The organism is Streptomyces sp. CAI-85 (genome assembly GCF_013363615.1).
Lineage (GTDB): Bacteria > Actinomycetota > Actinomycetes > Streptomycetales > Streptomycetaceae > Streptomyces > Streptomyces antibioticus_B.
Genome location: NZ_JAANNX010000001.1, coordinates 265,923 through 286,004 on the forward strand (window position 1 = coordinate 265,923; position 20,082 = coordinate 286,004).

At 73.1% G+C, this 20,082-nt stretch carries 18 protein-coding genes and 1 pseudogene; 8 read left to right on the forward strand and 11 right to left on the reverse strand.

The annotated features are described in order from the left end of the window. Nucleotides 1-46 precede the first annotated feature (46 nt). From G6W55_RS01095 to G6W55_RS01115, 5 genes are all read right to left on the reverse strand, one after another. Nucleotides 47-415, reverse strand: coding sequence for a cytochrome C oxidase subunit I (locus G6W55_RS01095; RefSeq protein WP_244369382.1), 369 nt, complete (start codon nucleotides 413-415; stop codon nucleotides 47-49). Next, entirely contained in the window at nucleotides 415-2,106 is a 1,692-nt protein-coding gene (ctaD, locus tag G6W55_RS01100; protein ID WP_175518802.1) for a cytochrome c oxidase subunit I, read from the reverse strand. The genes G6W55_RS01095 and ctaD overlap by 1 nt, the downstream gene beginning before the upstream one ends. Before the next feature lie 200 nt (nucleotides 2,107-2,306). Beyond that, nucleotides 2,307-3,176 (reverse strand): RNA polymerase sigma factor SigF, encoded by an 870-nt coding sequence (locus G6W55_RS01105; RefSeq protein ID WP_370628122.1) that lies wholly within the window; start codon nucleotides 3,174-3,176, stop codon nucleotides 2,307-2,309. A 153-nt stretch (nucleotides 3,177-3,329) separates the two neighbouring features. Continuing rightward, nucleotides 3,330-4,208, reverse strand: coding sequence for a YegS/Rv2252/BmrU family lipid kinase (locus G6W55_RS01110; protein ID WP_078636439.1), 879 nt, complete (start codon nucleotides 4,206-4,208; stop codon nucleotides 3,330-3,332). Between the two features lie 169 nt (nucleotides 4,209-4,377). Next, complete coding sequence (locus G6W55_RS01115; RefSeq protein ID WP_175518803.1) at nucleotides 4,378-5,973, reverse strand: FAD-binding oxidoreductase; 1,596 nt, start codon at nucleotides 5,971-5,973, stop codon at nucleotides 4,378-4,380. Nucleotides 5,974-6,126: 153 nt separating this feature from the next. Between G6W55_RS01115 and G6W55_RS01120 the strand changes: the two genes are divergently transcribed. Further along, a complete protein-coding gene (locus G6W55_RS01120) occupies nucleotides 6,127-6,789 on the forward strand; it encodes a TetR/AcrR family transcriptional regulator (RefSeq protein ID WP_175518804.1) in 663 nt (220 codons plus the stop codon). Continuing rightward, entirely contained in the window at nucleotides 6,786-8,399 is a 1,614-nt protein-coding gene (locus tag G6W55_RS01125; protein ID WP_254876046.1) for a glycerol-3-phosphate dehydrogenase/oxidase, read from the forward strand. The genes G6W55_RS01120 and G6W55_RS01125 overlap by 4 nt, the downstream gene beginning before the upstream one ends. Nucleotides 8,400-8,417: 18 nt before the next feature. Here G6W55_RS01125 and G6W55_RS01130 read toward each other — a convergent pair whose 3' ends face one another. Then, on the reverse strand, nucleotides 8,418-9,281 hold the full coding sequence (locus G6W55_RS01130; protein WP_175518805.1) for an oxygenase MpaB family protein: 864 nt from the start codon (nucleotides 9,279-9,281) through the stop codon (nucleotides 8,418-8,420). A 171-nt stretch (nucleotides 9,282-9,452) separates the two neighbouring features. Between G6W55_RS01130 and G6W55_RS01135 the strand changes: the two genes are divergently transcribed. The 4 genes and pseudogenes from G6W55_RS01135 to G6W55_RS39505 form a co-directional block, all read left to right on the forward strand. Continuing rightward, on the forward strand, nucleotides 9,453-11,576 hold the full coding sequence (locus G6W55_RS01135) for a SpoIIE family protein phosphatase (protein ID WP_175518806.1): 2,124 nt from the start codon (nucleotides 9,453-9,455) through the stop codon (nucleotides 11,574-11,576). A gap of 42 nt (nucleotides 11,577-11,618) precedes the next feature. Continuing rightward, the gene (locus tag G6W55_RS01140) at nucleotides 11,619-12,575 is read left to right on the forward strand and encodes a YihY/virulence factor BrkB family protein (protein WP_078636434.1); all 957 of its coding nucleotides are present in this window, start codon (nucleotides 11,619-11,621) and stop codon (nucleotides 12,573-12,575) included. Nucleotides 12,576-12,612: 37 nt separating this feature from the next. Then, nucleotides 12,613-13,041, forward strand: a complete 429-nt coding sequence (locus G6W55_RS01145) for a phage holin family protein (RefSeq protein WP_107419217.1) — start codon at nucleotides 12,613-12,615, stop codon at nucleotides 13,039-13,041. Continuing rightward, a pseudogene (locus G6W55_RS39505) lies at nucleotides 13,038-13,169 on the forward strand (DUF3618 domain-containing protein); the annotation flags it as partial. The gene G6W55_RS01145 and the pseudogene G6W55_RS39505, both read left to right, overlap by 4 nt. A gap of 188 nt (nucleotides 13,170-13,357) precedes the next feature. Here the strand turns inward: G6W55_RS39505 and G6W55_RS01155 are convergent. Next, nucleotides 13,358-13,684, reverse strand: coding sequence for a plasmid stabilization protein (locus G6W55_RS01155; protein ID WP_175518807.1), 327 nt, complete (start codon nucleotides 13,682-13,684; stop codon nucleotides 13,358-13,360). A 238-nt stretch (nucleotides 13,685-13,922) separates the two neighbouring features. On the opposite strand from G6W55_RS01155, the gene G6W55_RS01160 reads away from it, so the two are divergent. Together G6W55_RS01160 and G6W55_RS01165 are read left to right on the forward strand one after the other, a co-directional pair. Next, nucleotides 13,923-14,126: a cold-shock protein gene (locus tag G6W55_RS01160; protein ID WP_007502648.1), complete on the forward strand. Its 204-nt coding sequence runs from the start codon at nucleotides 13,923-13,925 to the stop codon at nucleotides 14,124-14,126. An 87-nt stretch (nucleotides 14,127-14,213) separates the two neighbouring features. Then, nucleotides 14,214-15,923, forward strand: a complete 1,710-nt coding sequence (locus G6W55_RS01165) for a DEAD/DEAH box helicase (protein ID WP_175518808.1) — start codon at nucleotides 14,214-14,216, stop codon at nucleotides 15,921-15,923. 599 nt (nucleotides 15,924-16,522) lie between these two features. Here the strand turns inward: G6W55_RS01165 and G6W55_RS01170 are convergent. From G6W55_RS01170 to G6W55_RS01185, 4 genes are all read right to left on the reverse strand, one after another. Beyond that, nucleotides 16,523-17,347 carry an L-histidine N(alpha)-methyltransferase gene (locus G6W55_RS01170; protein ID WP_175518809.1) on the reverse strand — a complete coding sequence of 275 codons (825 nt, stop codon included), beginning with the start codon at nucleotides 17,345-17,347 and terminating at the stop codon, nucleotides 16,523-16,525. Between the two features lie 110 nt (nucleotides 17,348-17,457). After that, nucleotides 17,458-17,931 (reverse strand): carboxymuconolactone decarboxylase family protein, encoded by a 474-nt coding sequence (locus G6W55_RS01175; protein ID WP_175518810.1) that lies wholly within the window; start codon nucleotides 17,929-17,931, stop codon nucleotides 17,458-17,460. Between the two features lie 97 nt (nucleotides 17,932-18,028). Further along, a complete protein-coding gene (locus tag G6W55_RS01180; RefSeq protein ID WP_175518811.1) occupies nucleotides 18,029-18,478 on the reverse strand; it encodes a response regulator in 450 nt (149 codons plus the stop codon). Beyond that, complete coding sequence (locus G6W55_RS01185; protein ID WP_175519158.1) at nucleotides 18,475-20,016, reverse strand: CHASE3 domain-containing protein; 1,542 nt, start codon at nucleotides 20,014-20,016, stop codon at nucleotides 18,475-18,477. Before G6W55_RS01185 ends, G6W55_RS01180 begins: the two co-directional genes overlap by 4 nt. Nucleotides 20,017-20,082: the final 66 nt, after the last annotated feature.

Consider the following 20,082-nt stretch of genomic DNA (forward strand, 5'->3'; position numbering starts at 1 on the left):
CCCCGCCTCGCCGCGGTCGGCGGGGCGGGGGCCGGGGGCGGCGGTGTCAGCGCAGGAGCGGTACGGCCGCCAGGGCGGTGAGGCCCGCGCCGCCGGCCAGGGTCCAGGCCACGCAGCGCAGCCGCAGGGTGCGGTAGCGGCGCTCGTACTCGCCGCGCAGCGAACGGCAGCGGGCCGCGATCCGTTCCAGGTCCTGGCGGGCCCTGAGCAGGCTGTCGTCCACGTAGTGGCGTTCGATCTCGTCCTTCTGGGAGGTCGTCAGCCAGTCCATGGGCCGGACGAACTCACGCGCGCGTTCCTGCGCGACCGCGATCGTGGCCTGCCACAGGAGGTATCCCTCGACCTCGTCGCCGAGACCGGTCCGGGTGGATCCCTGTTGCGGCGCCCCGCTCATGTCCGCGCCGGGACCGGCCATCAGTGGGCCCCCGCGGCCTCGGCCTCGGCCCGCGCGATGTCGGGGTGGTGGAGGTCGAACGCCGGGGACTCGGAGCGGATCTTGGGCAGAGCGGTGAAGTTGTGGCGCGGCGGCGGGCAGGAGGTCGCCCACTCCAGGGAGCGGCCGTAACCCCACGGGTCGTCGACCTCGACCTTCTTGCCGTACCTGCCGGTCTTCCAGACGTTGTAGAGGAACGGCAGGATCGACAGGCCGAGGACGAAGGAGCTGATCGTGGAGATGGTGTTGAGCGCGGTGAAGCCGTCGGCCGCGAGGTAGTCGGCGTAGCGGCGCGGCATGCCCTCGGCGCCCAGCCAGTGCTGGACCAGGAAGGTGCCGTGGAAGCCGACGAACAGCGTCCAGAAGCTGATCTTCCCGAGGCGTTCGTCGAGCATCCGGCCGCTGAACTTCGGCCACCAGAAGTGGAATCCGGCGAACATCGCGAAGACGACGGTGCCGAAGACGACGTAGTGGAAGTGGGCGACCACGAAGTACGAGTCGGAGACGTGGAAGTCCATCGGCGGTGACGCGAGGATGACGCCGGTCAGGCCGCCGAAGAGGAAGGTGACGAGGAAGCCGGTCGCCCAGAGCATCGGTGTCTCGAAGGAGATCGAGCCCTTCCACATGGTGCCGATCCAGTTGAAGAACTTCACGCCCGTGGGGACGGCGATGAGGAACGTCATGAAGGAGAAGAACGGCAGCAGCACCCCGCCGGTGACGTACATGTGGTGGGCCCACACGGTGATGGACAGGCCCGCGATCGCCGTGGTGGCGGCGACCAGGCCCATGTAGCCGAAGATCGGCTTGCGGGAGAAGACCGGGATGATCTCGGTGACGATGCCGAAGAACGGCAGCGCGATGATGTACACCTCCGGATGGCCGAAGAACCAGAAGAGGTGCTGCCACAGGAGGGGGCCGCCGTTGGCCGGATCGTAGATGTGGGCGCCGAACTTGCGGTCCGCCATCAGCGCGAACAGCGCGGCCGCCAGCACCGGGAAGGCCAGCAGGACCAGGACGGCCGTCAGCAGCACGTTCCACACGAAGATCGGCATCCGGAACATGGTCATGCCGGGCGCGCGCATGCAGATGATGGTGGTGATGAAGTTGACCGCGCCAAGGATGGTGCCGAAGCCGGAGAAGGCCAGGCCCATGATCCACAGGTCGGCGCCGAGCCCGGGCGACCGGATGGCGTCCGACAGCGGGGTGTAGGCGAACCAGCCGAAGTCGGCCGCGCCGTTCGGGGTGAGGAAGCCGCCGACCGCGATCGTGGAACCGAACAGGTAGAGCCAGTAGGCGAACATGTTCAGCCGGGGGAAGGCCACGTCCGGCGCGCCGATCTGGAGCGGCATGATCCAGTTGGTGAAGCCGGCGAACAGCGGGGTGGCGAACATCAGCAGCATCACGGTGCCGTGCATCGTGAACGCCTGGTTGAACTGCTCGTTGGACACGATCTGCTCGCCCGGACGGGCCAGTTCGGCGCGCATCACCAGCGCCAGGACGCCGCCGATCAGGAAGAACGCGAACGACGTGACGAGGTAGAGGGTGCCGATCGTCTTGTGGTCGGTGGTCGTCAGCCACTTCACGACGACATTGCCCGGCTGCCTGCCCCTGACCGGCACTTCACTGTCGTAGGGAGCGACGGCCTGCCGCTCAGGGCCGTTGAGAGTAGTCACAGGGTGTTTCTCCGATGCTCACGCTTCACCCCCGCAAAGGTGGAAGTCATCGGACATCCTGGCGGCTGGGGCGCGGGAGGGAAGCGCTGCGCGGGGCGACATACGGCCGTTCGGGCGGTCTCCACCCACGGGTGGAGCAATCCCGCGAGCCGCCCGCGCGGGCCGGTCAGACGAGCGGACGGGTCGGTCGAGCGGGCGGGTCAGTCGACCATCATGCCCGCGCGCAGCCGGGCGAGGGTGCGCGACAGCAGGCGGGAGACGTGCATCTGGGAGACGCCCAGACGTTCGCCGATCTGGGCCTGGGTGAGTTCCTCCACGAACCGCATGTGGATGATCCGCCGGTCGCGTTCGCCGAGTTCGGCTATCAGCGGGGCCAGGGCGTGGAAGTCCTCGACCAGGGCGAGGTCGGTGTCCTCGTTGCCGATGAAGTCCTGGAGGGCGCTCTCGCCGTCCTCGCTGCCGCCGATCGCGGCGTCCAGGGAGGAGGAGTTGTAGCCGTTGGAGGCGAGGCGGGCCTCGCGCACCTCGTCCTCGGACAGCGACATCAGCTCGGACAGTTCCTTGACGGTCGGTGTGCGGCCCAGCCGGCTGCTGAGTTCCTCCGTGGCGCGCGCCAACTGCACGCGGGCCTCCTGGAGGCGGCGCGGCACGTGCACGGCCCAGGTGGTGTCGCGGAAGAACCGCTTGATCTCGCCCACGATGTAGGGGATCGCGAAGGAGGTGAACTCCGCCTCGCGGGACAGGTCGAACCGGTCGATCGCCTTGATCAGGCCGATCATGCCGACCTGGACGATGTCCTCCATCTCCTCCGGTCCCCGGCTGCGGAACCGGCCGGCCGCGAAGCGGACGAGGGACATGTTCATCTCGATCAGCGTGTTGCGGGCGTAGGCGTGTTCGGGTGTGCCCTCCTCCAGGACGGCCAACTGGTCGAAGAAGAGGCGGGACAGTTGCCGGGCGTCCTTGGGCGCGACCTTGGTGGGGTCGGTGATCTCCGGCAGGTTCCCGGTCCGCGTGTCCGTCGTGGCCGCCTCGGCCGTCGTCGCCGTCGTGGCCGTGCCCATGAGCGCCATCGTGTTTCCCCTCCCGGATTCAACCGACCGTGTCGGTCCGCCGCTTCGGGGCTCGTACGGCCTTTCGGCGGCGGACGTCACTCCGGGTACCCCGGGCCGCGGCGATCATGCCCGGCAGATTCCCGCGGGAACGTCCGTGCCGTCGCGGCCGGTTCAGCGGAGCACGGACAGGGCGCCGGGGAGCACCCGGGCCGCGACGGGCAGGACGGCGTCGACCTCGCCGTCGGTGCCGTAGGGGACCGGCCGGTCGGCCTCGATGCGGATCTCGCGGCCGCGCAGGATCCGCACCTCGGGGCGGTGGACGTGCGCGCCGGTCTTGAGTTCGTTCATCAGGGTGAAGAACAGGTGCCGGGGCGCGTGCCGGATCATCACCACGTCGAGGAGCCCGTCGTCGAGCCGGGCGTCGGGGGCGATGAGGCGGCCGGAGCCGTAGTAGGCGGAGTTGGCGGCCACGACGGTGTAGCCGCGGTGGGTGTGCTCCTCGCCGTCGACGGTGACCCGGTAGGCGGCCGGGCGCCAGGTGGTGACGGCGCGCAGACCGCCCAGGTAGTAGGAGGCGGAGCCGCGCAGCACCTTGGTGTGGTTGGCGTGGCGGTTGGCGAGCGCGTCCACGCCCGCGTAGACGCTGCCGAGGGCGACGGCGCGGCCCTGCGCGGACTCCACCTCGATGGTGTCGACGGGGCTGGGCTCGTGCTCCAGCAGCACCTTGGCAAGCCCTTCGGGGTCGGTGGGCAGTCCCAGGGCGCGCGCGAAGTCGTTGCCCCGGCCGGCCGGGATCAGTCCGAGCACCGTGCCGGTGCCGCTGAGGGTGCCGCCGATGCCGCCGGCGATGCCGTCGCCGCCGACGGCCAGCACGGTCCGCCCGCGCCCGCCCGCCTCGCGGGCCAGCTCCTGGGCGTGGGCGAGGCTGCGGCTGTACTCGGTCTCCAGCCCGGCCCCGGCCTCGCGCAGCAGCCGGGCCACCCGCAGCAGTGCCGCGACCCCGGTGGAGCCGCCCGCGGTGGGGTTGACGATGGCGGTGAACTGTCGCATCGGTTGTGCCTCCGAGGGCGGCTGACGGGTCGTGCGCGGACTGGGCGGGTGGCGCTGGGTGGAGCGCTGTGTGTGGAGCGGGGTGGAGCGCCGGGTGGAGCGGGGTGGAGCGCCGGGTGGGGAACCGGGTGCGCCGGGGTGCACCCGGGGGTGGGTTCAGTCGGTGGGTTCAGTCGGTGGGCAGCAGGATCCCGGGGTTGAGCACCCCCGTGGGATCCAGCCGTCCCTTGACCGCGCGCAGGGCGTCGACGCCGAGGGGGCCGGCCTCCCGGACGTACCAGTCGCGGTGGTCGCCGCCCACCCCGTGGTGGTGGCTGATGGTGCCGCCGGCGGCAAGGATCGCCTCGTTCGCCGCGTGCTTGGCGGGCGTCCAGTGGGCCACCGGGTCCTCGCCCTGCGCCGAGACGACGGTGAAGTACAGGGAGGCGCCGTTCTCGTAGACGTGCGAGATGTGGCACATCACCAGCGGCGGGGTGCCGGACTCGGTGAGGGTCGTGGTGAGCGCGGTGCGCACGGCGGCGTACAGCCCGGGCAGCGCGGACCAGAACCCGGCGGTCTCCAGCGTCTCGGCGAACGCCCCGGCGTCCAGCAGGCTGTCGCGCAGGTAGGGCGCGGAGTAGCGGCCGTGCGCCCAGCGGTCGCCCGGCTCCTCGCCGAGGTACGTGCCACCGCAGTCGCGCAGCACGGCGGCGGCCCGCTCACGGCGGTACGCGGTGTCCTCCGCGGTGCCCTCGTAGCCGGCGATCGCCATGCAGCCCGCGTCCTGGGGCAGTCCGGAGGAGCCGATGGCGTCGGGCTGGGCGAGGCCGATCAGTGTCTCGGTCTCGTCCGACAGCCGCAGCACGGTCGGCCGGGGTCCGTCCTGGGCGAGGCGGCGCAGGGCGGCGGCGCCCTCCTCGAAGGAGGCGAACCGCCAGCCCTCGTAGATCCGGGTCTCGGGCAGCGGGCGGATCCGCACGGTCACCGAAGTGATGACGCCGAACGCGCCCTCCGAGCCGAGGACGAGCTGACGGAGGTCGGGGCCCGCGGCCGAGCGCGGCGCGCGGCCGGTGTCGAGGGTGCCGGCGGGGGTGGCGACGGTGAGGCCGAGGACCATCTCGTCGAAGCGGCCGTATCCGGCGGACGCCTGTCCGCTGGAGCGGGCGGCGGCGAACCCGCCGATGGTGGCCCACTCGAAGGACTGGGGGAAGTGGCCGAGGGTGAAGCCCTGTGCGGCCAGCAGCGCTTCGGCCTGCGGGGCCCTGAGGCCGGGTTGCAGGGTGGCGGTGCGGGAGACCGGGTCGAGGGCGAGCAGGCCGTCCATCCGGGCCAGGTCCAGCGCGACGAACGGGCCGCGCGCCTCGGGGGCGAGGCCGCCGACCACCGAGGTGCCGCCGCCGAACGGCACGACGGCCAGCCGGTGTGCCACGCACACCCGCAGGACGGCGAGGACCTCGTCGTGCGTGGCCGGCAGGACGACGGCCGCCGGGGTGTCGGAGACGTCGCCGGTGCGGATGCGCAGCAGGTCGGGGGTGGACTTGCCGCGGGTGTGCCGGACGCGGGTCTCGGCGTCGGTGCGGACATGGTCCTGGCCGCCTACGGCGTCGGCGAGTTCACGCAGCGCGGCGGGGTCGAGCGCCGGTTCGGGGACGGTGATGTCCGCCAGGGCGACCGGCTCGGTGCCGCGGGGCTTGACCCCGAGCAGGTCGCGCAGCAGCCCGGTCACCGTCTCGGGCAGCGGTGTCGCCCTGGCCGGGTCGCCCCAGCCGCTCCACAGCATGTCCATCTCTTGTCCTCACCGGTCGTCGCGGGTCGTCGCGGGTTCGCACAGGCTACGAAGTCGCCCGGTCACGGAGTCGCGGGGGTCGCGTACTCGCGGAACCTGCGGAAAACGAAGTGCCGTCTCCTGCACGGCCGTGCAGGCGTTACACTGTGACACATGACGCCTATTCGTCACAACGCCCAGAGCAACGCCCAGAGCGGCGACGGTCAGGGCAACGCTCAGGGCGGTGCCCAGGACAACGGCTCGGCCAACGACCCGGTGCTCGACGCGGTGCGCGACTGCGTACTGGCCGTCGGCGTCCGGCGCACCACCCTCACCGACGTGGCCCGCCGCGCGGGCGTCTCCCGTATGACGCTCTACCGCCGCTGGCCGGACGTGCGCTCCCTGGTCGGCGACCTGATGACCCGGGAGTGGATCGACGCGGCCACCGGCGCGATGCCCGACCCGGTCCCCGGCTCCGGCGCCCGCACCCGGATCGTCGACGGCCTGGTGAGCGGGGTGGCCGCCTTCCGGGCGCACCCCCTCTTCCGCAAGATCGTCGACGTCGACCCCGAACTGCTCCTCCCCTACGTCCTGGACCGGCGCGGCGCCAGCCAGGAGGCCCTGCTCGCCCTGCTGCACGACGCCCTGCGCGAGGGGCACGCCGACGGATCGGTGCGCCCCGGCCATCCCGAGCGCCAGGCCCGCGCCCTGCTCCTGGTCGCCCAGTCCTTCACCCTGTCGCTGCGCACGATGACCGACGAGGACGACCCCGATCTGAGTGCCGAGGCGTTCTCCGCCGAACTGCGCACCATCCTCGAGAGGACCCTGACGCCATGAGCCCCACGAGCCCCATGAGCCACAGCAGCACGGCCCCGTCCGCCGGCCCGGCTCCGGGCTCGTCCCTGACCGCCGCGCGCCGGCGCGCCGACCTCGAACGCGCCGTCGGCGGCCCGGCCGTGGACGTCCTGGTCGTCGGACTCGGCGCGACCGGCGCCGGGGCCGCCCTGGACGCCGCCGCGCGCGGTCTGTCGGTGATCGCCGTCGACGCCCACGACCTGGCCTTCGGCACCTCGCGCTGGAGCTCCAAGCTCATCCACGGCGGACTGCGCTACCTCGCCTCCGCCCAGCTCGACGTCGCCCACGAGAGCGCCCGCGAACGCGGCGTCCTGATGGAGCGCACCGCACCCCACCTGGTGCGCGCCCAGCCGTTCGTGCTGCCCCTGACCCCGCTGGTCTCCCGTCCCCAGGCGGCCCTGGCCTGGGCCGGTTTCCGGGCCGGCGACACCCTGCGCCTCGCCGCGCGCACCGCGCGCGCGACCCTGCCCGCGCCGCGCCGGCTGTCGGCGGCGGAGACCCGCCATCTCGCCCCCGCGCTGCGCTCCGCCGGGCTGCGCGGCGGCCTGCTGTCCTGGGACGGCCGGGTCACCGACGACGCCCGTCTGGTCACCGCCGTCGCGCGCACCGCCGCGGCCCACGGCGCCCGGATCCTCACCCGGGTACGGGCCCTGGAACTGACCCGTTCCGGCGCCCGCGTCCGCGACGAACTCACGGGCGAGGAGGGCGAGATCAGGGCCCGCGCCGTGATCAACGCCTCCGGGGTGTGGGCGGGCGGTCTGGTGGACGGCGTCCGCATCCGGCCCTCGCGCGGCACCCACCTCGTCCTGCGCACGGCACGGCTCGGCGCCCTCCCGGCCGGGCTGCACATCCCGATCCCCGGCGAGACCAACCGTTTCGTCCTCGTCCTGCCCCAGGGCGACGGCCGCACGTACGTCGGGCTCACCGACGAACCCGTCGGGGACGACATCCCCGACGTCCCCGAGGCGCCCGAGACCGACATCGGCTTCCTCCTCGACGTCCTGGGCTCGGCCCTCGACATCCCCGTCCACCGGGACGACGTGGTCGGCGCCTTCGCCGGACTGCGCCCCCTGCTGGACACCGGCGGGGCCGCGGGCTCCGGCGCGCCGGGCGGCACCGCCGACATCTCCCGCAGGCACGCGGTCCTCACCTCGTCCGAGGGCGTGATCACCGTGGTCGGCGGCAAGCTCACCACCTACCGGCGGATGGCCGAGGACGCCGTCGACACCGCCGCCGCCGTCCACGGCCTGACCTCACGCCCCTCCCCCACCGCGTCCCTGCCGCTGATCGGCGCCGCGTCACCGCAGGTCCTCGGCGCGCTCCGGGCACCCCGCCGTCTCGTCCACCGCTACGGCACCGAGGCCCCGGCCGTCCACGCGCTCGCCGCCGCGGACCCCGACCTCGCCGCACCCGTGCTCGACGGCCACCCCGTCACCCGGGCCGAACTCCTGTGGGCCGTCCGCCACGAGGGCGCCCTCGACCCCGCCGACCTCCTCGACCGGCGCACCCGCATCGGCCTGGTCCCCGAGGACCGCGCCACGGCACTGGACATCGCCCGGGGTGCGCTGGAGGCGGGGGCGGCCACCACCTGACGTTGCCTTAGGGCTGTTTCAGTCCCCGTCCCGACGCTGCGGGGGCGGGTTCATCGCCCAGCGGATGGTCCGGGTGAGCGCGTGCCCGGCCGGGCGGACGGCGAGGGCGTCCACCACGGGGAGCCGGGGCAGCCACAGCATCGACCGGGCCCACGGCGGCAGCAGCGCCACGGCGTTCGCGGCCAGCCCGCCGTAGAACGGGCGTGCCGCCAAGGGCAGCGGCGGCCGCACCAGCAGGAAGCGGGCGGCGGCCCGGGCGTCGGCGCCGGCGCGCAGCTCGGGACGGTAGGCGGTGAGACGCTCGGACAGCTCCCGCAGGTCACGGGGCGGGTCGAGGACTCCGAGGGCCTCGGCGACCCGGGCGGTGTCGGCGACGTAGGCGTCGTAGCCGGCGGTGTCGAGGGGGTGGGCCCCGTAGCGCCGGTGGGCGCGCAGGAAGCAGTGGGTCTCGGCCGCGTGCACCCAGCCGAGCAGATGCGGGTCGCCCGCGTGGTACTCCAGGCCCTCGGCGGTCCTGCCCCGGATCCGCTCGTGGATGGCGCGGACGTGGTCCACCGCCCGCTGGGCGTCGTCGGCGGTGCCGTAGGTCGTCACGGCGAGGAAGGTGCTGGTGCGCTGGAGCCGCCCCCACGGGTCGCCGCGGTAGCCGGAGTGGGCGGCGACGGCGGCCATGGCCTGCGGGTGCAGGGACTGGAGCAGCAGGGCGGCGATGCCCCCGATGAACATGGAGGCGTCGCCGTGGACCGTGCGGATCGGGCGGTCGGGGCCGAACCAGCGGGGTCCGGGTGTGCCGTGGATGCGGGCGCGGGTGGCCGGTCCGTCAGGGCCCGCCACCCGGTGGAACAGGCTTCTGCCCAGCAGCTCACGCACGTCCGTCAGCATCGCCGCTCCTCCCGAGCCTCTCGCCTCGCCTCCAGTGTCCGGCATGGGCGCGCGCACGGGGAGGGGCCGGGCGCGGGGCGGGCGCCGGGTGACGTGCCGGTGGCACGGCGGGGGCGTAGCGTCCCCCTATGGGCAGCCCTACGGGCATCAGGTCGGGTGCGGAGGTGTCCGGTGTCGAGCGTGGATGATCCTGGCCCGCGGGACGCTCCCCCGGACGCCGCGCTCGCGGACACGGTCCGGGGCACCGGCGCGTCCCTGGGCGCCCTGTATCTGCTCGCCCCCGACGAGCGGGTCCTGCGCCTGTCTTTGCTGTGCGGGGCGTCGGCCGAGGTCGCCGCGCCGTGGGCGACGGTCACGGTGAACGCGCCCTCCCCGGTGGCCACCGCCGTCCGCGAGGAGCGTCTCGTCTGGATGGCGGGCCGGGACGAACTGGTGCGGGCCTATCCGCGCAGCGCGATGGCGCTGCCGTACCCCCTCTCGCTGGCCGCCGCGCCGGTCACCGGGGCACGGCGGTGGGGCGCGCTGCTGCTGTTGTGGCCGACCGACAGCCGCCCGCCGCACATGACCGCGCGCGAACGGGCCAACATCATGGCCGGCTGCCGTCGGCTGGCCCGGCTGCTGGAGGACGCGGACCGGCCGGCCGATGTGTCCGGCCGGGGTGCCGGGCCGCCGCGGGTGGTCCCGGTCGCGGCCGGCGGCCGTCCCGCGAGCCCGGCGGCCGCCGCGGCCGACTTCGCCGAGCGGCTGCCCGGCGGGAGCTGCGCCCTGGACCTGGAGGGCCGGTTCACCTATCTCAGCTCGGGCGCCTGCGAACTGCTGGGCCGCGACGCCGACCATCTGCTCGGCACCCTGCCCTGGCACTCCCTGCGCTGGCTGGACGATCCGGTCCACGAGGAGCGCTACCGGGCCGCCCTGCTCAGCCGGCGGCCGGTGACGTTCACCGCGTGCCGCCCGCCCGACCGGTGGCTGGACTTCCACCTCTACCCCGACGCCAGCGGCATCAGCGTCCGCGTCACGCCCACCGGCACACCGGAGCCGGTGCCGCCCGTCGAGCAGCGGCCCGTGTGGCCCGCCGGGGTCGGCCGGCTCTACCAACTCGTGCACCTGGCGGCCGGGTTGACCGAGGTCGTCGGGGTCCAGGACGTCATCGACCTGGTCGCCGACCAGATCATGCCCGCCTTCGGCGCCCAGGGCCTGGTGCTGTCCGCGGCCGAGGGCGGCAGGCTGCGCATCACCGGCACCCGCGGCTATCCGCCGGTGACCGTCGGCCGCCTCGACGGCCTGCCCGTGGACACCACGCTGACCCCCGCGGGACAGGCCCTGAGCAGCGGCGTGCCCGCGTTCTTCGGCGACCCCGAGGAACTGCGGCGGGCCTACCCCGAGGCCCAGCGGATGAGCGACAAGCACGCGTGGGCGTTCCTGCCGCTGATCGTCTCCGGCCGCCCCGTCGGCTGCTGCATCCTCTCCTACGACCGTCCCCACACGTTCACCGCCGAGGACCGGGCCGTCCTGACCTCGCTCGCCGGGCTCGTCGCCCAGGCCATGGACCGCGCCCGCCTCTACGACGCCAAACACGCGCTCGCCCACAGCCTCCAGGCGGCGCTGCTCCCGCGCACCCTGCCCACGGTCCCCGGGCTGCGGGTGGCCGCCCGCTATCTGCCCGCCACCCGGGGCATGGACATCGGCGGCGACTTCTACGACCTGATCCCGCTCGGCGACGGCGCCGTGGCCGCCGTCATCGGGGACGTCCAGGGCCACAACGCCGCCGCGGCCGCCCTGATGGGACAGGTCAGCACCGCCGTGCACGCCTACGCGGCCCGCGGCGCGGACCCCGACGAGGTGCTGTCCGCCACCAACCGGCTGCTCGCCGGCTTCGGCCCCGAGCTGTTCACGAGCTGTCTCTACGCCCATCTCGACCTGGCGTCGGGACGCGCCGCCCTGGCGAGCGCCGGACACCCCCCGCCGCTGGTGCGGCGGGAGGGTTCCGCCCGGCCGCTCGACGTCGTCCCGGGGCCGCTGCTGGGCGTCGACCCCGACGCGTCCTTCCCCGTGACCGATGTCGCGCTCGGCCCGGGTCACGTCCTCGCCTTCTACACCGACGGGCTGGTGGAGACCCCGGGGGCCGACATCGAGGAGGCGATCGCCGACCTGGCGGTGGAGCTGGGCCGGGCCGGCCCGCGGGCCCCTGACCTGCTGATCGACCATCTCCTCGGACACTCCCCGGCGGCCGGCCGGCGCGCCGACGACATCGCCGTACTCGTCCTGCACTACGCGCCGGACGAGCAGGTTCCGTGAGGAAACCGGATACGGACGGCCCGATCCGGATACCCGGCGGGAATGGCACGGACACTCAAGGGGCCGACCGACCTGCCCAAGCACTCCTGGGGCGCGGCCCTGAAGGGCACGCTGAAGGAGTTCAAGAAGGACGAGCTGACCGACCGGGCCGCCGCCCTGACCTACTACTCGATCCTCGCCCTGTTCCCGGCGCTGCTCGCGCTGGTGTCGGTGCTGGGTCTGACCGGCGAGTCGGCGACCCGGGCGGTGCTGGACAACATCCAGAAGCTGGCCCCGGGGCCCGCGCAGGACATCCTGCGCGGCGCCGTGCAGCAGATGCAGGGCCGGGGCGGTCTGGGCTCGGTCATGGCCGTCGTGGGCGTGGTGCTCGCGGTGTGGTCGGCGTCGGGCTATGTCGCCGCGTTCATCCGCAGCGCCAACGCGGTCTACGACCTCCCCGAGGGCCGTCCGGTGTGGAAGGTGCTGCCGGTGCGGGTCGGGGTGACCGTCGTGCTGATGGTGCTGGCCGTGTTCAGCGCCCTGATCGTGGTGTTCACGGGCAGTCTCGCCCGGCAGGCCGGCAGCACGCTCGGGGCCGGTGACACGTTCCTGACCGTGTGGTCGTACGCGAAGTGGCCGGTCCTGGTCGTCCTGGTCACGCTGATGATCGCGCTGCTGTACTGGGCGACCCCCAACGCCAAGGTCCGCGGCTTCCGCTGGCTCACGCCGGGCAGCTTCCTGGCGCTGGTGATCTGGATGGCCGCGTCGGCCGGCTTCGCGCTCTACGTGGCGAACTTCGCCTCGTACAACAAGACCTACGGCACCCTCGCCGGCGTGATCGTCTTCCTGGTCTGGCTGTGGATCACCAATCTGGCGATCCTGCTCGGCCTGGAGTTCGACGCCGAACTGGTGCGTCAGCGCGCCGTCGCCGGGGGCCGGCCGGCCGACGAGGAGCCGTACGTCGAGCCGCGTGACACGAGGACGTGGGACGACGAGGACCGGCGCCGGCTCGGCGGATGACCTCCCTTCGAAACGGACGAAAGACAGGTGAGCACTCATGACCCAGGTGACCCAGGACGCGCCGCACCGCACGGAGGCCGGGGCGCAGGAACCGGTGGGCGAACTGGTGCAGCGCGCGACGCAGCAGTTGTCGCAACTGGTGCGCGACGAGATGCGTCTCGCGCAGGCCGAGATGACCGTGAAGGGCAAACGCTTCGGACGCGGCGGGGGCCTCTTCGGCGGCGCCGGCCTGATGGCCGTCATCACCCTTCAGGCCCTGGTCGCCACGGCGATCGCCGCGTTGTCGCTGGTGCTCGACGTGTGGGCCGCCGCGCTGATCGTCACGGGTGTCCTGGCGTGCGTCACCGCCGTCATGGCGGCGCTCGGCAGGAAGGAGTTCGCCAAGGCGTCCCCGCCGAAGCCGGAACAGACCATGGACAGCGTCAGGGCCGATGTGGCCGAGATCAAGGAGAAGGCACACCGATGACCAAGGACGAGCGGCAGACACCCGAGGAGCTGCGCGGGCAGGTCGAGGCGACCCGCGAGGAACTGGGCCGGACCGTGCAGGCGCTCGCGGCCAGGACGGACGTCAAGGCCCGGGCACGCGAGAAGGCGGACCAGGGCATGCGTCTGGCGCGGTCGCACCGTACGCCGCTGATCGCGGCGGCGAGCGCGCTGGCGGCGCTGCTGGTCGCCCTGGAGGTCAGGAAGCGGCACTGACGGCCGCGCGCGCGTCGGCCCGTCCGCACCCGGGTGTCCGGTGCCGGACGGGCCGACGCGTGTCCAGTCCGTCGTGTCGTGGTTCAGCGGCCCAGGGCGTCGGCGAGCTGCTGCTTGCTCATCGAGGAGCGGCCGTGGATGTCGCGCTTCCTCGCCTCCTCGTAGAGCTGGTCCCGGGTGGGGCCCTGGGCGCCGCTGTGCGAGCGCTCGCCGCCGCGCCGGTACGCGGACTTCGGGTCGCGGGTGGAGGTCTTGCTCGCGGTCTTCGACTCGCCCGACCTCGCCCGCTCCTTGTTGACCGTGCGAGCCGCGATCTCCTTGGCGCGCCCGGTCGGCTCTCCGCGGTCCTCGGCGCTCTTCCTGATGTGCTCGTACTGTCGCTCGCGCTTCGCGTTCGATCCGGCAGGCATGGTGCCCCTCCTCGCGATGGGATGCGTCCGGGACGCCGGGTTCCCTTCCGCGACCCGCCCACACGCGGTGCGACGCGCCGATGATCCGCATTCGGGCGGTGGGGTGTGTTAGGCTTGCAGAGTTGTAGTTGTGGTACCCATGAACCTTTGCGCCTGGGGGGACCGATTCTCCTCCGGGCGTTTTCGTTTTTTCCGGCTTCTCCGGATGGGGCCTCTCTGCCTACAGAAGGAGAATGTCATGGCACAGGGAACCGTGAAGTGGTTCAACTCTGAAAAGGGTTTCGGTTTCATCGAGCAGGACGGCGGCGGCCCCGACGTCTTCGCTCACTACTCGAACATCGCGACGCAGGGCTTCCGTGAGCTCCAGGAGGGCCAGCGGGTCTCCTTCGACGTCACGCAGGGCCAGAAGGGCCCGCAGGCGGAGAACATCGTCCCCGCCTGATCCCCGGACGCGAGTCGCAGACCGGGGTCCGTACCAGCATTGGTGCGGACCCCGGTCTCTGTTGTTGTCAGAAAGGCAGAGCACCGCATGGCCCGCAGGTTCCAGAAGCCGAACCGTCGTTCCTCGTCGCCCCGGCCGGCCGCGACGCCGTCCAGGGAATTCCAGTTGCCGGTGAGCACGACCCCCGGCCTTCCCGCCGTCGAGGACTTCGCCGACCTGGACATGCCCGCGGCGCTGCTCAAGACCCTCACCGCGCAGGGGGTGACCACCCCCTTCCCCATCCAGGCCGCCACGCTGCCGAACTCGCTCGCGGGACGTGACGTGCTGGGGCGGGGGCGCACCGGGTCCGGCAAGACCCTCGCCTTCGGCCTGGCGCTCCTGGCCCGCACCGCCGGGCTGCGCGCGGAGCCCAGGGCGCCGCTCGCGCTCGTGCTGGTGCCCACCCGGGAACTCGCCCAGCAGGTGACCGACGCGCTGACCCCCTACGCGACGGCGGTGAACCTCCGGCTGGCCACCGTGGTCGGCGGGCTGTCCATCACCAAGCAGGCCGCCACGCTGCGGCGCGGCGCCGAGGTGCTGGTGGCGACGCCCGGCCGTCTCAACGACCTCGTGGAGCGCGGCGACTGCGTGCTCGACGGCATCGGCATCACGGTGCTGGACGAGGCCGACCAGATGACCGACATGGGCTTCCTGCCGCAGATCACCAAGCTGCTCCGGCAGGTGCGGCCCGACGGGCAGCGCATGCTGTTCTCGGCGACGCTGGACCGCAACATCGACCGTCTGGTCCGGGACTTCCTCTCCGACCCGGTCGTGCACTCCGTGGACCCGTCCGCCGGGGCGGTGACGACCATGGAGCACCATGTGCTGCACGTCCTGGACGAGACGGACAAGAAGGCGGTCACCACCCGCATCGCCGCGCGCGACGGGCGGGTCATCCTCTTCCTCGACACCAAGCGGTCCGCCGACCGGCTCGCCAAGCGACTGCTGTCCGTCGGCGTCCGCGCGGCCGCGCTGCACGGCGGCCGTTCGCAGCCGCAGCGCAACCGTGTCCTGGAGCAGTTCAAGAACGGCCAGGTCACCGCGCTCGTCGCGACGAACGTCATGGCCCGCGGCATACACGTGGACGATCTCGAACTGGTCGTGAACGTCGACCCGCCCACCGATCACAAGGACTATCTGCACCGCGGCGGCCGTACGGCCCGCGCGGGCGGCTCGGGCAGCGTGGTCACGCTGGTCCTGCCGGAGCAGAAGCGGGACGTCACCCGGCTGATGTCGGACGCGGACATCACCCCGCGCACGGCCCGCATCACCTCCGGCGACCCGGCCCTGACCACGATCACCGGCGCCCGTGAGCCCTCGGGCGTCCCGGTCGTCATCGAGGTCCCCGCTCCCCCGGCGGCGGAGGCTCCTCTCCCCGGCACGGGCAAGCGTCCCAACCGCCGGCGCCGTTCGCGTGGCGCGGCGGGTGCGGAGGGCACGTCCGGGGCCGCGGCCGGCGGTGCCTCCGGCGGCCGCGGCCGCGCCGGCCGGCCCGCCGCCGCGGACGGTGGCGGCGGCCGCCGCGCCTCGACGGGCACGACGGGCGGCAACGGCACCCGGCGAACGGGACGCTCCGCGTCCCCCGACGCGCCCACCGCCAAGCCGACGGGCAACGCGACCGGCACGAGCCCCCGGGGCACGGGCCGCCGCACGGCCTCCAACCCGCCCGCCAACGGCACCGGCCGCACCGGCAACCCCGCCAACGGCCGCGGCGGCCGGGGCCGGGGGCGAGGCCGCGGCACTTCGTCCGCCGCGTAGTCGACGACACGTCCGCCTCCCGGCCCCGCCGACCGGGGGCCGGGAGGCGATGCGGCGGCGCCGGACGCCGATCACCGGCCACAGCGCGGCACGGGCCCCGTCGCCCAGGGCGCGAACGGCGGCCGCGGGACATCACGCTCAGCCTCGATCCGGGTATCGCCGCCCTCCCCGGCTCCGTCGACCGCGCCGACAGGGAGCCGGGAGACGATCCGGCGCGCCAAGACGCTGCTCACCGGCCACAGCGCCGCACCGGATCGGCGTCACCCGGGACTTCGCGCTCAGCCTCGGTCCGGCATCGCCGGGTGAGCCTGCCCGGGGGTGTCCCGCCAGGGGACCCGGCTCCCGTTCGCCGCCCGGCCGGGTGGGGTCCGTCGGTGGTCGCGTCGGGCGGGCCGGGGCGGCCCGGGTGCATGGGGCCGGCTGCCCCGCCCCCGCCCGCAGTGATCGCCGCCCCCCCCAGGGCTCCCACCGATGTCACCCGACTGCCCACCGCACCGCGGGAGTCCGTCCCTCGGCCCAGGCGCGTCGCCTTCCCCTCCTCGGGAGGGCTCACCGTCGGCTCGGGCCCGGGGCCCAGGGCCCCGCCGGGCGATCCCCGCTCAGTCCGACTCCGGGCGGACCGCCTCGCCCTTGAAGAACGTGTAGTGGAACGTGCCGTCCGCGTCCGTCGTGCGGTGCAGGTCCGTGATGCCCCGGTCCCAGTCGGCGGCGGTCGTCAGGCCCGCGGCCACCGCTCGGTCGCGGACCGCTGCGATCATGCCGATGAAGGTGCTGCGGGTGAAGCCGCCGACCAGCGCCGGGCGGGAGTTGTCGGCGTAGACCGTGCGGGGGCGGACCGTCACCCGGGTGTAGCCGGCGGAGGTCAGCAGGGGGTACAGCTCGCGGCCGATCAGCGCGTTGCCGCCCGCGTCGGCCTGGAGGCGGACCTGGCAGTCGATCGCCGCGCGGGCGTAGGTGCTGTGGGGGTGGAAGAACGCCGAGCCGTGATCGCCCTCGATGACCGTGAGGGTGCCGCCGGGCTTGAGGAGGCGGCGCAGGGTGGCGAGCGCCCGCTGCGGGGCCGTCAGGTGTTCCAGGACGAAGCAGACGAAGATGTGGTCGAAGGACGCTTCGGGGAAAGGGAGTTGGAAGAGGTCCGCCCGCAGCCAGGTCACCCGGGCCGCCGGGGCCTGGTCCGTCACCCGGGCCCTGGCCTCGGCGAGGGACTCCGCGGAGATGTCCACGGCGACGAACTCGGCCTCGGGGCTCGCCGCCACCAGGTGCACGGTCTGCGCGCCGACCCCGCAGCCGACCTCCAGGACCCGGCTTCCCGCGGGGTAGGACGTGCCCCCGTGGAGCAGGGCGGCGAGGGTGTCCGCCTGGTCCTCCAGGCGGCGGGCCTCGTGGTCGGAGTAGCCGTGGACGTAGGAGAGGGATGTCGTCATGGGGGGAGTCTGGTGGGGGCGGGGGGCGGTCGACAGGGCCAATCGGGCGTGGTCTTCCAGGGCCACTCCGCAACCGCCACGCGCCCCTGCCGGCCCGCCCCCGCACTCCCTCAGTGGAGCTGGCCCGCCTTGTAACCGCCCGCCGGCTGGCGGGTGATGACGTTCAGCCGGTTCGCGGCGTTCATGAAGGCGATCATCGCGACCAGTGCGGCGAGCTGCTCGTCGTCGTAGTGCTTGGCGCCGGCCGCCCACACCTCGTCGTCGACCCCGCCCGCCCCGTCGGCGACCCGGGTGCCCTGCTCGGCCAGTTCCAGCGCGGCGCGCTCGGCATCGGTGAAGACCGTGGCCTCGCGCCAGCCGGCGACCAGGTGGAGGCGTACCGAGGTCTCCCCCGCCGCCTCGGCCTCCTTGGTGTGCATGTCGATGCAGAACGCGCAGCCGTTGATCTGGCTCACGCGCAGGGCGACCAGCTCGTGCGTCGAGGCCGGCAGCGGCAGTGACTTGATCGCCTTGCCCGCCGCCATGAAGGGCTTGAGGACCTGACCGACGGCCGGGTCTCCGAAGAAGTTCAGTCGCGCGTCCATGGGGTGCTCCTCGTGGTGGTGAGTGTCTGTGTTTCTGTGTTCACTCACTGGACGAGACGGGCCCGGTGCTTTGTGACACCGGCGAAAGTGACCCGCGTCACCCCTGGGCGCGGGGCAGCCGGACCACCTGGACGAAGAAGTCGTCGATCTGGCGGACCGCGGCGATGAACTGGTCCAGATCGACGGGCTTGGTGACATACGCGTTCGCGTGCAGCTTGTAGCTGCGCAGGATGTCCTCCTCGGCGGCGGAGGTGGTGAGCACCACCACCGGGATGTGGGCCAGCGCCGGGTCGGACTTGATCTTCTCCAGGACCTGACGGCCGTCGTACTTGGGCAGGTTGAGGTCGAGCAGGATGAGATCGGGCCGGGGCGCCCCGGTGTGCGCGCCGCGCTGGTAGATGAAGTCGAGTGCCTCCTCGCCGTCGCGGACGACGTGCAGGGTGTTGCCGATCTTGTTGTCCTCGAACGCCTCGCGGGTCATGAGTTCGTCGCCCGGGTCGTCCTCGACCAGGAGGACGTCGACCGGGGTGGCGGCGGGAGTGGTCATGTCAGGGCCTTCTCGGGGGTGTGCTGTGCGGGGTCCGGCGTCGTGGTGAGGACGGGCAGGGTGAAGCGGAACCGGGTGCCCTCCGTGTGGTCGGTGTCGATCCGGATCAGCCCGCCGTGGTACTCGACGATCTTCTTGCACAGGGCGAGTCCGATCCCGGTGCCACCATAGGCGTCCCGGCCGTGCAGCCGCTGAAAGATGACGAACACCTTCTCGGCGAACTCCGGCGGGATGCCTATGCCGTTGTCGGTGACGTCCAGCAGCCAGGTGCCGGGCTCCTCGGGATGGGGTGCGCAGGTGATCCGTACGTGCGGGGTGCGGTCGGGACTGCGGAACTTGACGGCGTTGCCGATGAGGTTCTGCCAGAGCATGGCGAGCAGCAGCGGGTCGCCGAGGACGCGGGGCAGGTGCTCCGGCCGTTCGAGGCGGGTGCCGGTCTCGGTGAGGGCGGTGTCCAGGTTGGTGAGGGCCCGGTCGAGCGCCTCGTCGAGGGACACGGGCAGCCGGGCGTCGTTGACGCGGCCGACCCGGGAGAAGGTGAGCAGGTCGTTGATGAGGACCTGCATGCGCTTGGCGCCGTCCACGGCGAAGTCGACGTACTGGCGGCCGCGGTCGTCCAGTGTGTCGCCGTACCGTTTCTCCAGGAGCTGGCAGAAGGAGGCGACCTTGCGCAGGGGTTCCTGGAGGTCGTGGGAGGCCACATAGGCGAACTGTTCGAGTTCGGCGTTGGAGCGGCGCAGTTCGACGGCCTGGGCGTCGAGGGCGGCGGTCTGCCGGGCGAGGTTCTCCTGCTGGCGGCGTGAGGCGTCGAGTTCGGCGACGATCTGCCGCCGCATGTACTCGACGTCCGTGGCGACGGCGGTGAGGTCGCGTGGTCCGGCGCCGGTGATGACATGGCCGAAGTCGCCGCGTGCGACCCGCCGGGAGGATTCGCGCAGGACCGTGAGCGGGCGGGCGACGAGCAGCCTGATCAGTACGGCCAGGACGGCTCCGGCCAGCAGGAACACCACGACGAGGGCGCTGAGGATGACGGTGCGCAGGGTCCGTACGTGTTCCAGCCGGTCCTTGTCGTCGCGGACGGCCCGGGTCAGGCCGGTGTTCTGGTCGGCGGCGCGGGCGCGGACCTCGTCGAAGAGCTTCTTGCCGCGTTCGGCGGTCGCCGCGTCGATGGTGCCGGGCTCGCCGGCGGTGACACCGGCGACGAGGGGTTCGGCGTAGGTGCGGCGCCAGGCGGCGGCCCGCTGCTCGACGGCCTCCAGGTCGTGCAGGAGGGCGGCCCGGTCGCCGACGAGGGTGCGCAGGCGGGCGGCCGAGCGGGCCTCCTCGCGGGTGCCCTGTGTGTACGGTTCCAGGAACCGGGGGTCGGCGGTGATGACGTAACCGCGTACGCCCGTCTCCTGGTTGACCAGCGCGGACTGGAGGCGGTACGCCTCGGTGCGGGCCGGCAGGGTGTGGTCGGCGAGCCGGTCGCTGGTCTCGCCGGTCCGGTCGAGCAGGCGCGCGCCGATGACGCTGCCGACGAGGACCAGCAGGACCATGACGGCGAGGGCCAGGTGGAACCAGCCCTGAACCGTCAGCCTGCGGCCGATCCACGGTGTGCGGGC

Coding starts and splice junctions, on each gene's coding strand:
- G6W55_RS01095 (WP_244369382.1), bottom strand. CDS start 415: ATGGCCGGTCCCGGCGCGGACATGAGCGGGGCGCCGCAACAGGGATCC.
- G6W55_RS01105 (WP_370628122.1), bottom strand. CDS start 3,176: ATGGCGCTCATGGGCACGGCCACGACGGCGACGACGGCCGAGGCGGCC.
- G6W55_RS01110 (WP_078636439.1), bottom strand. CDS start 4,208: ATGCGACAGTTCACCGCCATCGTCAACCCCACCGCGGGCGGCTCCACC.
- G6W55_RS01115 (WP_175518803.1), bottom strand. CDS start 5,973: ATGGACATGCTGTGGAGCGGCTGGGGCGACCCGGCCAGGGCGACACCG.
- G6W55_RS01120 (WP_175518804.1), top strand. CDS start 6,127: ATGACGCCTATTCGTCACAACGCCCAGAGCAACGCCCAGAGCGGCGAC.
- G6W55_RS01125 (WP_254876046.1), top strand. CDS start 6,786: ATGAGCCCCACGAGCCCCATGAGCCACAGCAGCACGGCCCCGTCCGCC.
- G6W55_RS01130 (WP_175518805.1), bottom strand. CDS start 9,281: ATGCTGACGGACGTGCGTGAGCTGCTGGGCAGAAGCCTGTTCCACCGG.
- G6W55_RS01140 (WP_078636434.1), top strand. CDS start 11,619: ATGGCACGGACACTCAAGGGGCCGACCGACCTGCCCAAGCACTCCTGG.
- G6W55_RS01145 (WP_107419217.1), top strand. CDS start 12,613: ATGACCCAGGTGACCCAGGACGCGCCGCACCGCACGGAGGCCGGGGCG.
- G6W55_RS01155 (WP_175518807.1), bottom strand. CDS start 13,684: ATGCCTGCCGGATCGAACGCGAAGCGCGAGCGACAGTACGAGCACATC.
- G6W55_RS01160 (WP_007502648.1), top strand. CDS start 13,923: ATGGCACAGGGAACCGTGAAGTGGTTCAACTCTGAAAAGGGTTTCGGT.
- G6W55_RS01165 (WP_175518808.1), top strand. CDS start 14,214: ATGGCCCGCAGGTTCCAGAAGCCGAACCGTCGTTCCTCGTCGCCCCGG.
- G6W55_RS01170 (WP_175518809.1), bottom strand. CDS start 17,347: ATGACGACATCCCTCTCCTACGTCCACGGCTACTCCGACCACGAGGCC.
- G6W55_RS01175 (WP_175518810.1), bottom strand. CDS start 17,931: ATGGACGCGCGACTGAACTTCTTCGGAGACCCGGCCGTCGGTCAGGTC.
- G6W55_RS01180 (WP_175518811.1), bottom strand. CDS start 18,478: ATGACCACTCCCGCCGCCACCCCGGTCGACGTCCTCCTGGTCGAGGAC.
- G6W55_RS01185 (WP_175519158.1), bottom strand. CDS start 20,016: ATGGTCCTGCTGGTCCTCGTCGGCAGCGTCATCGGCGCGCGCCTGCTC.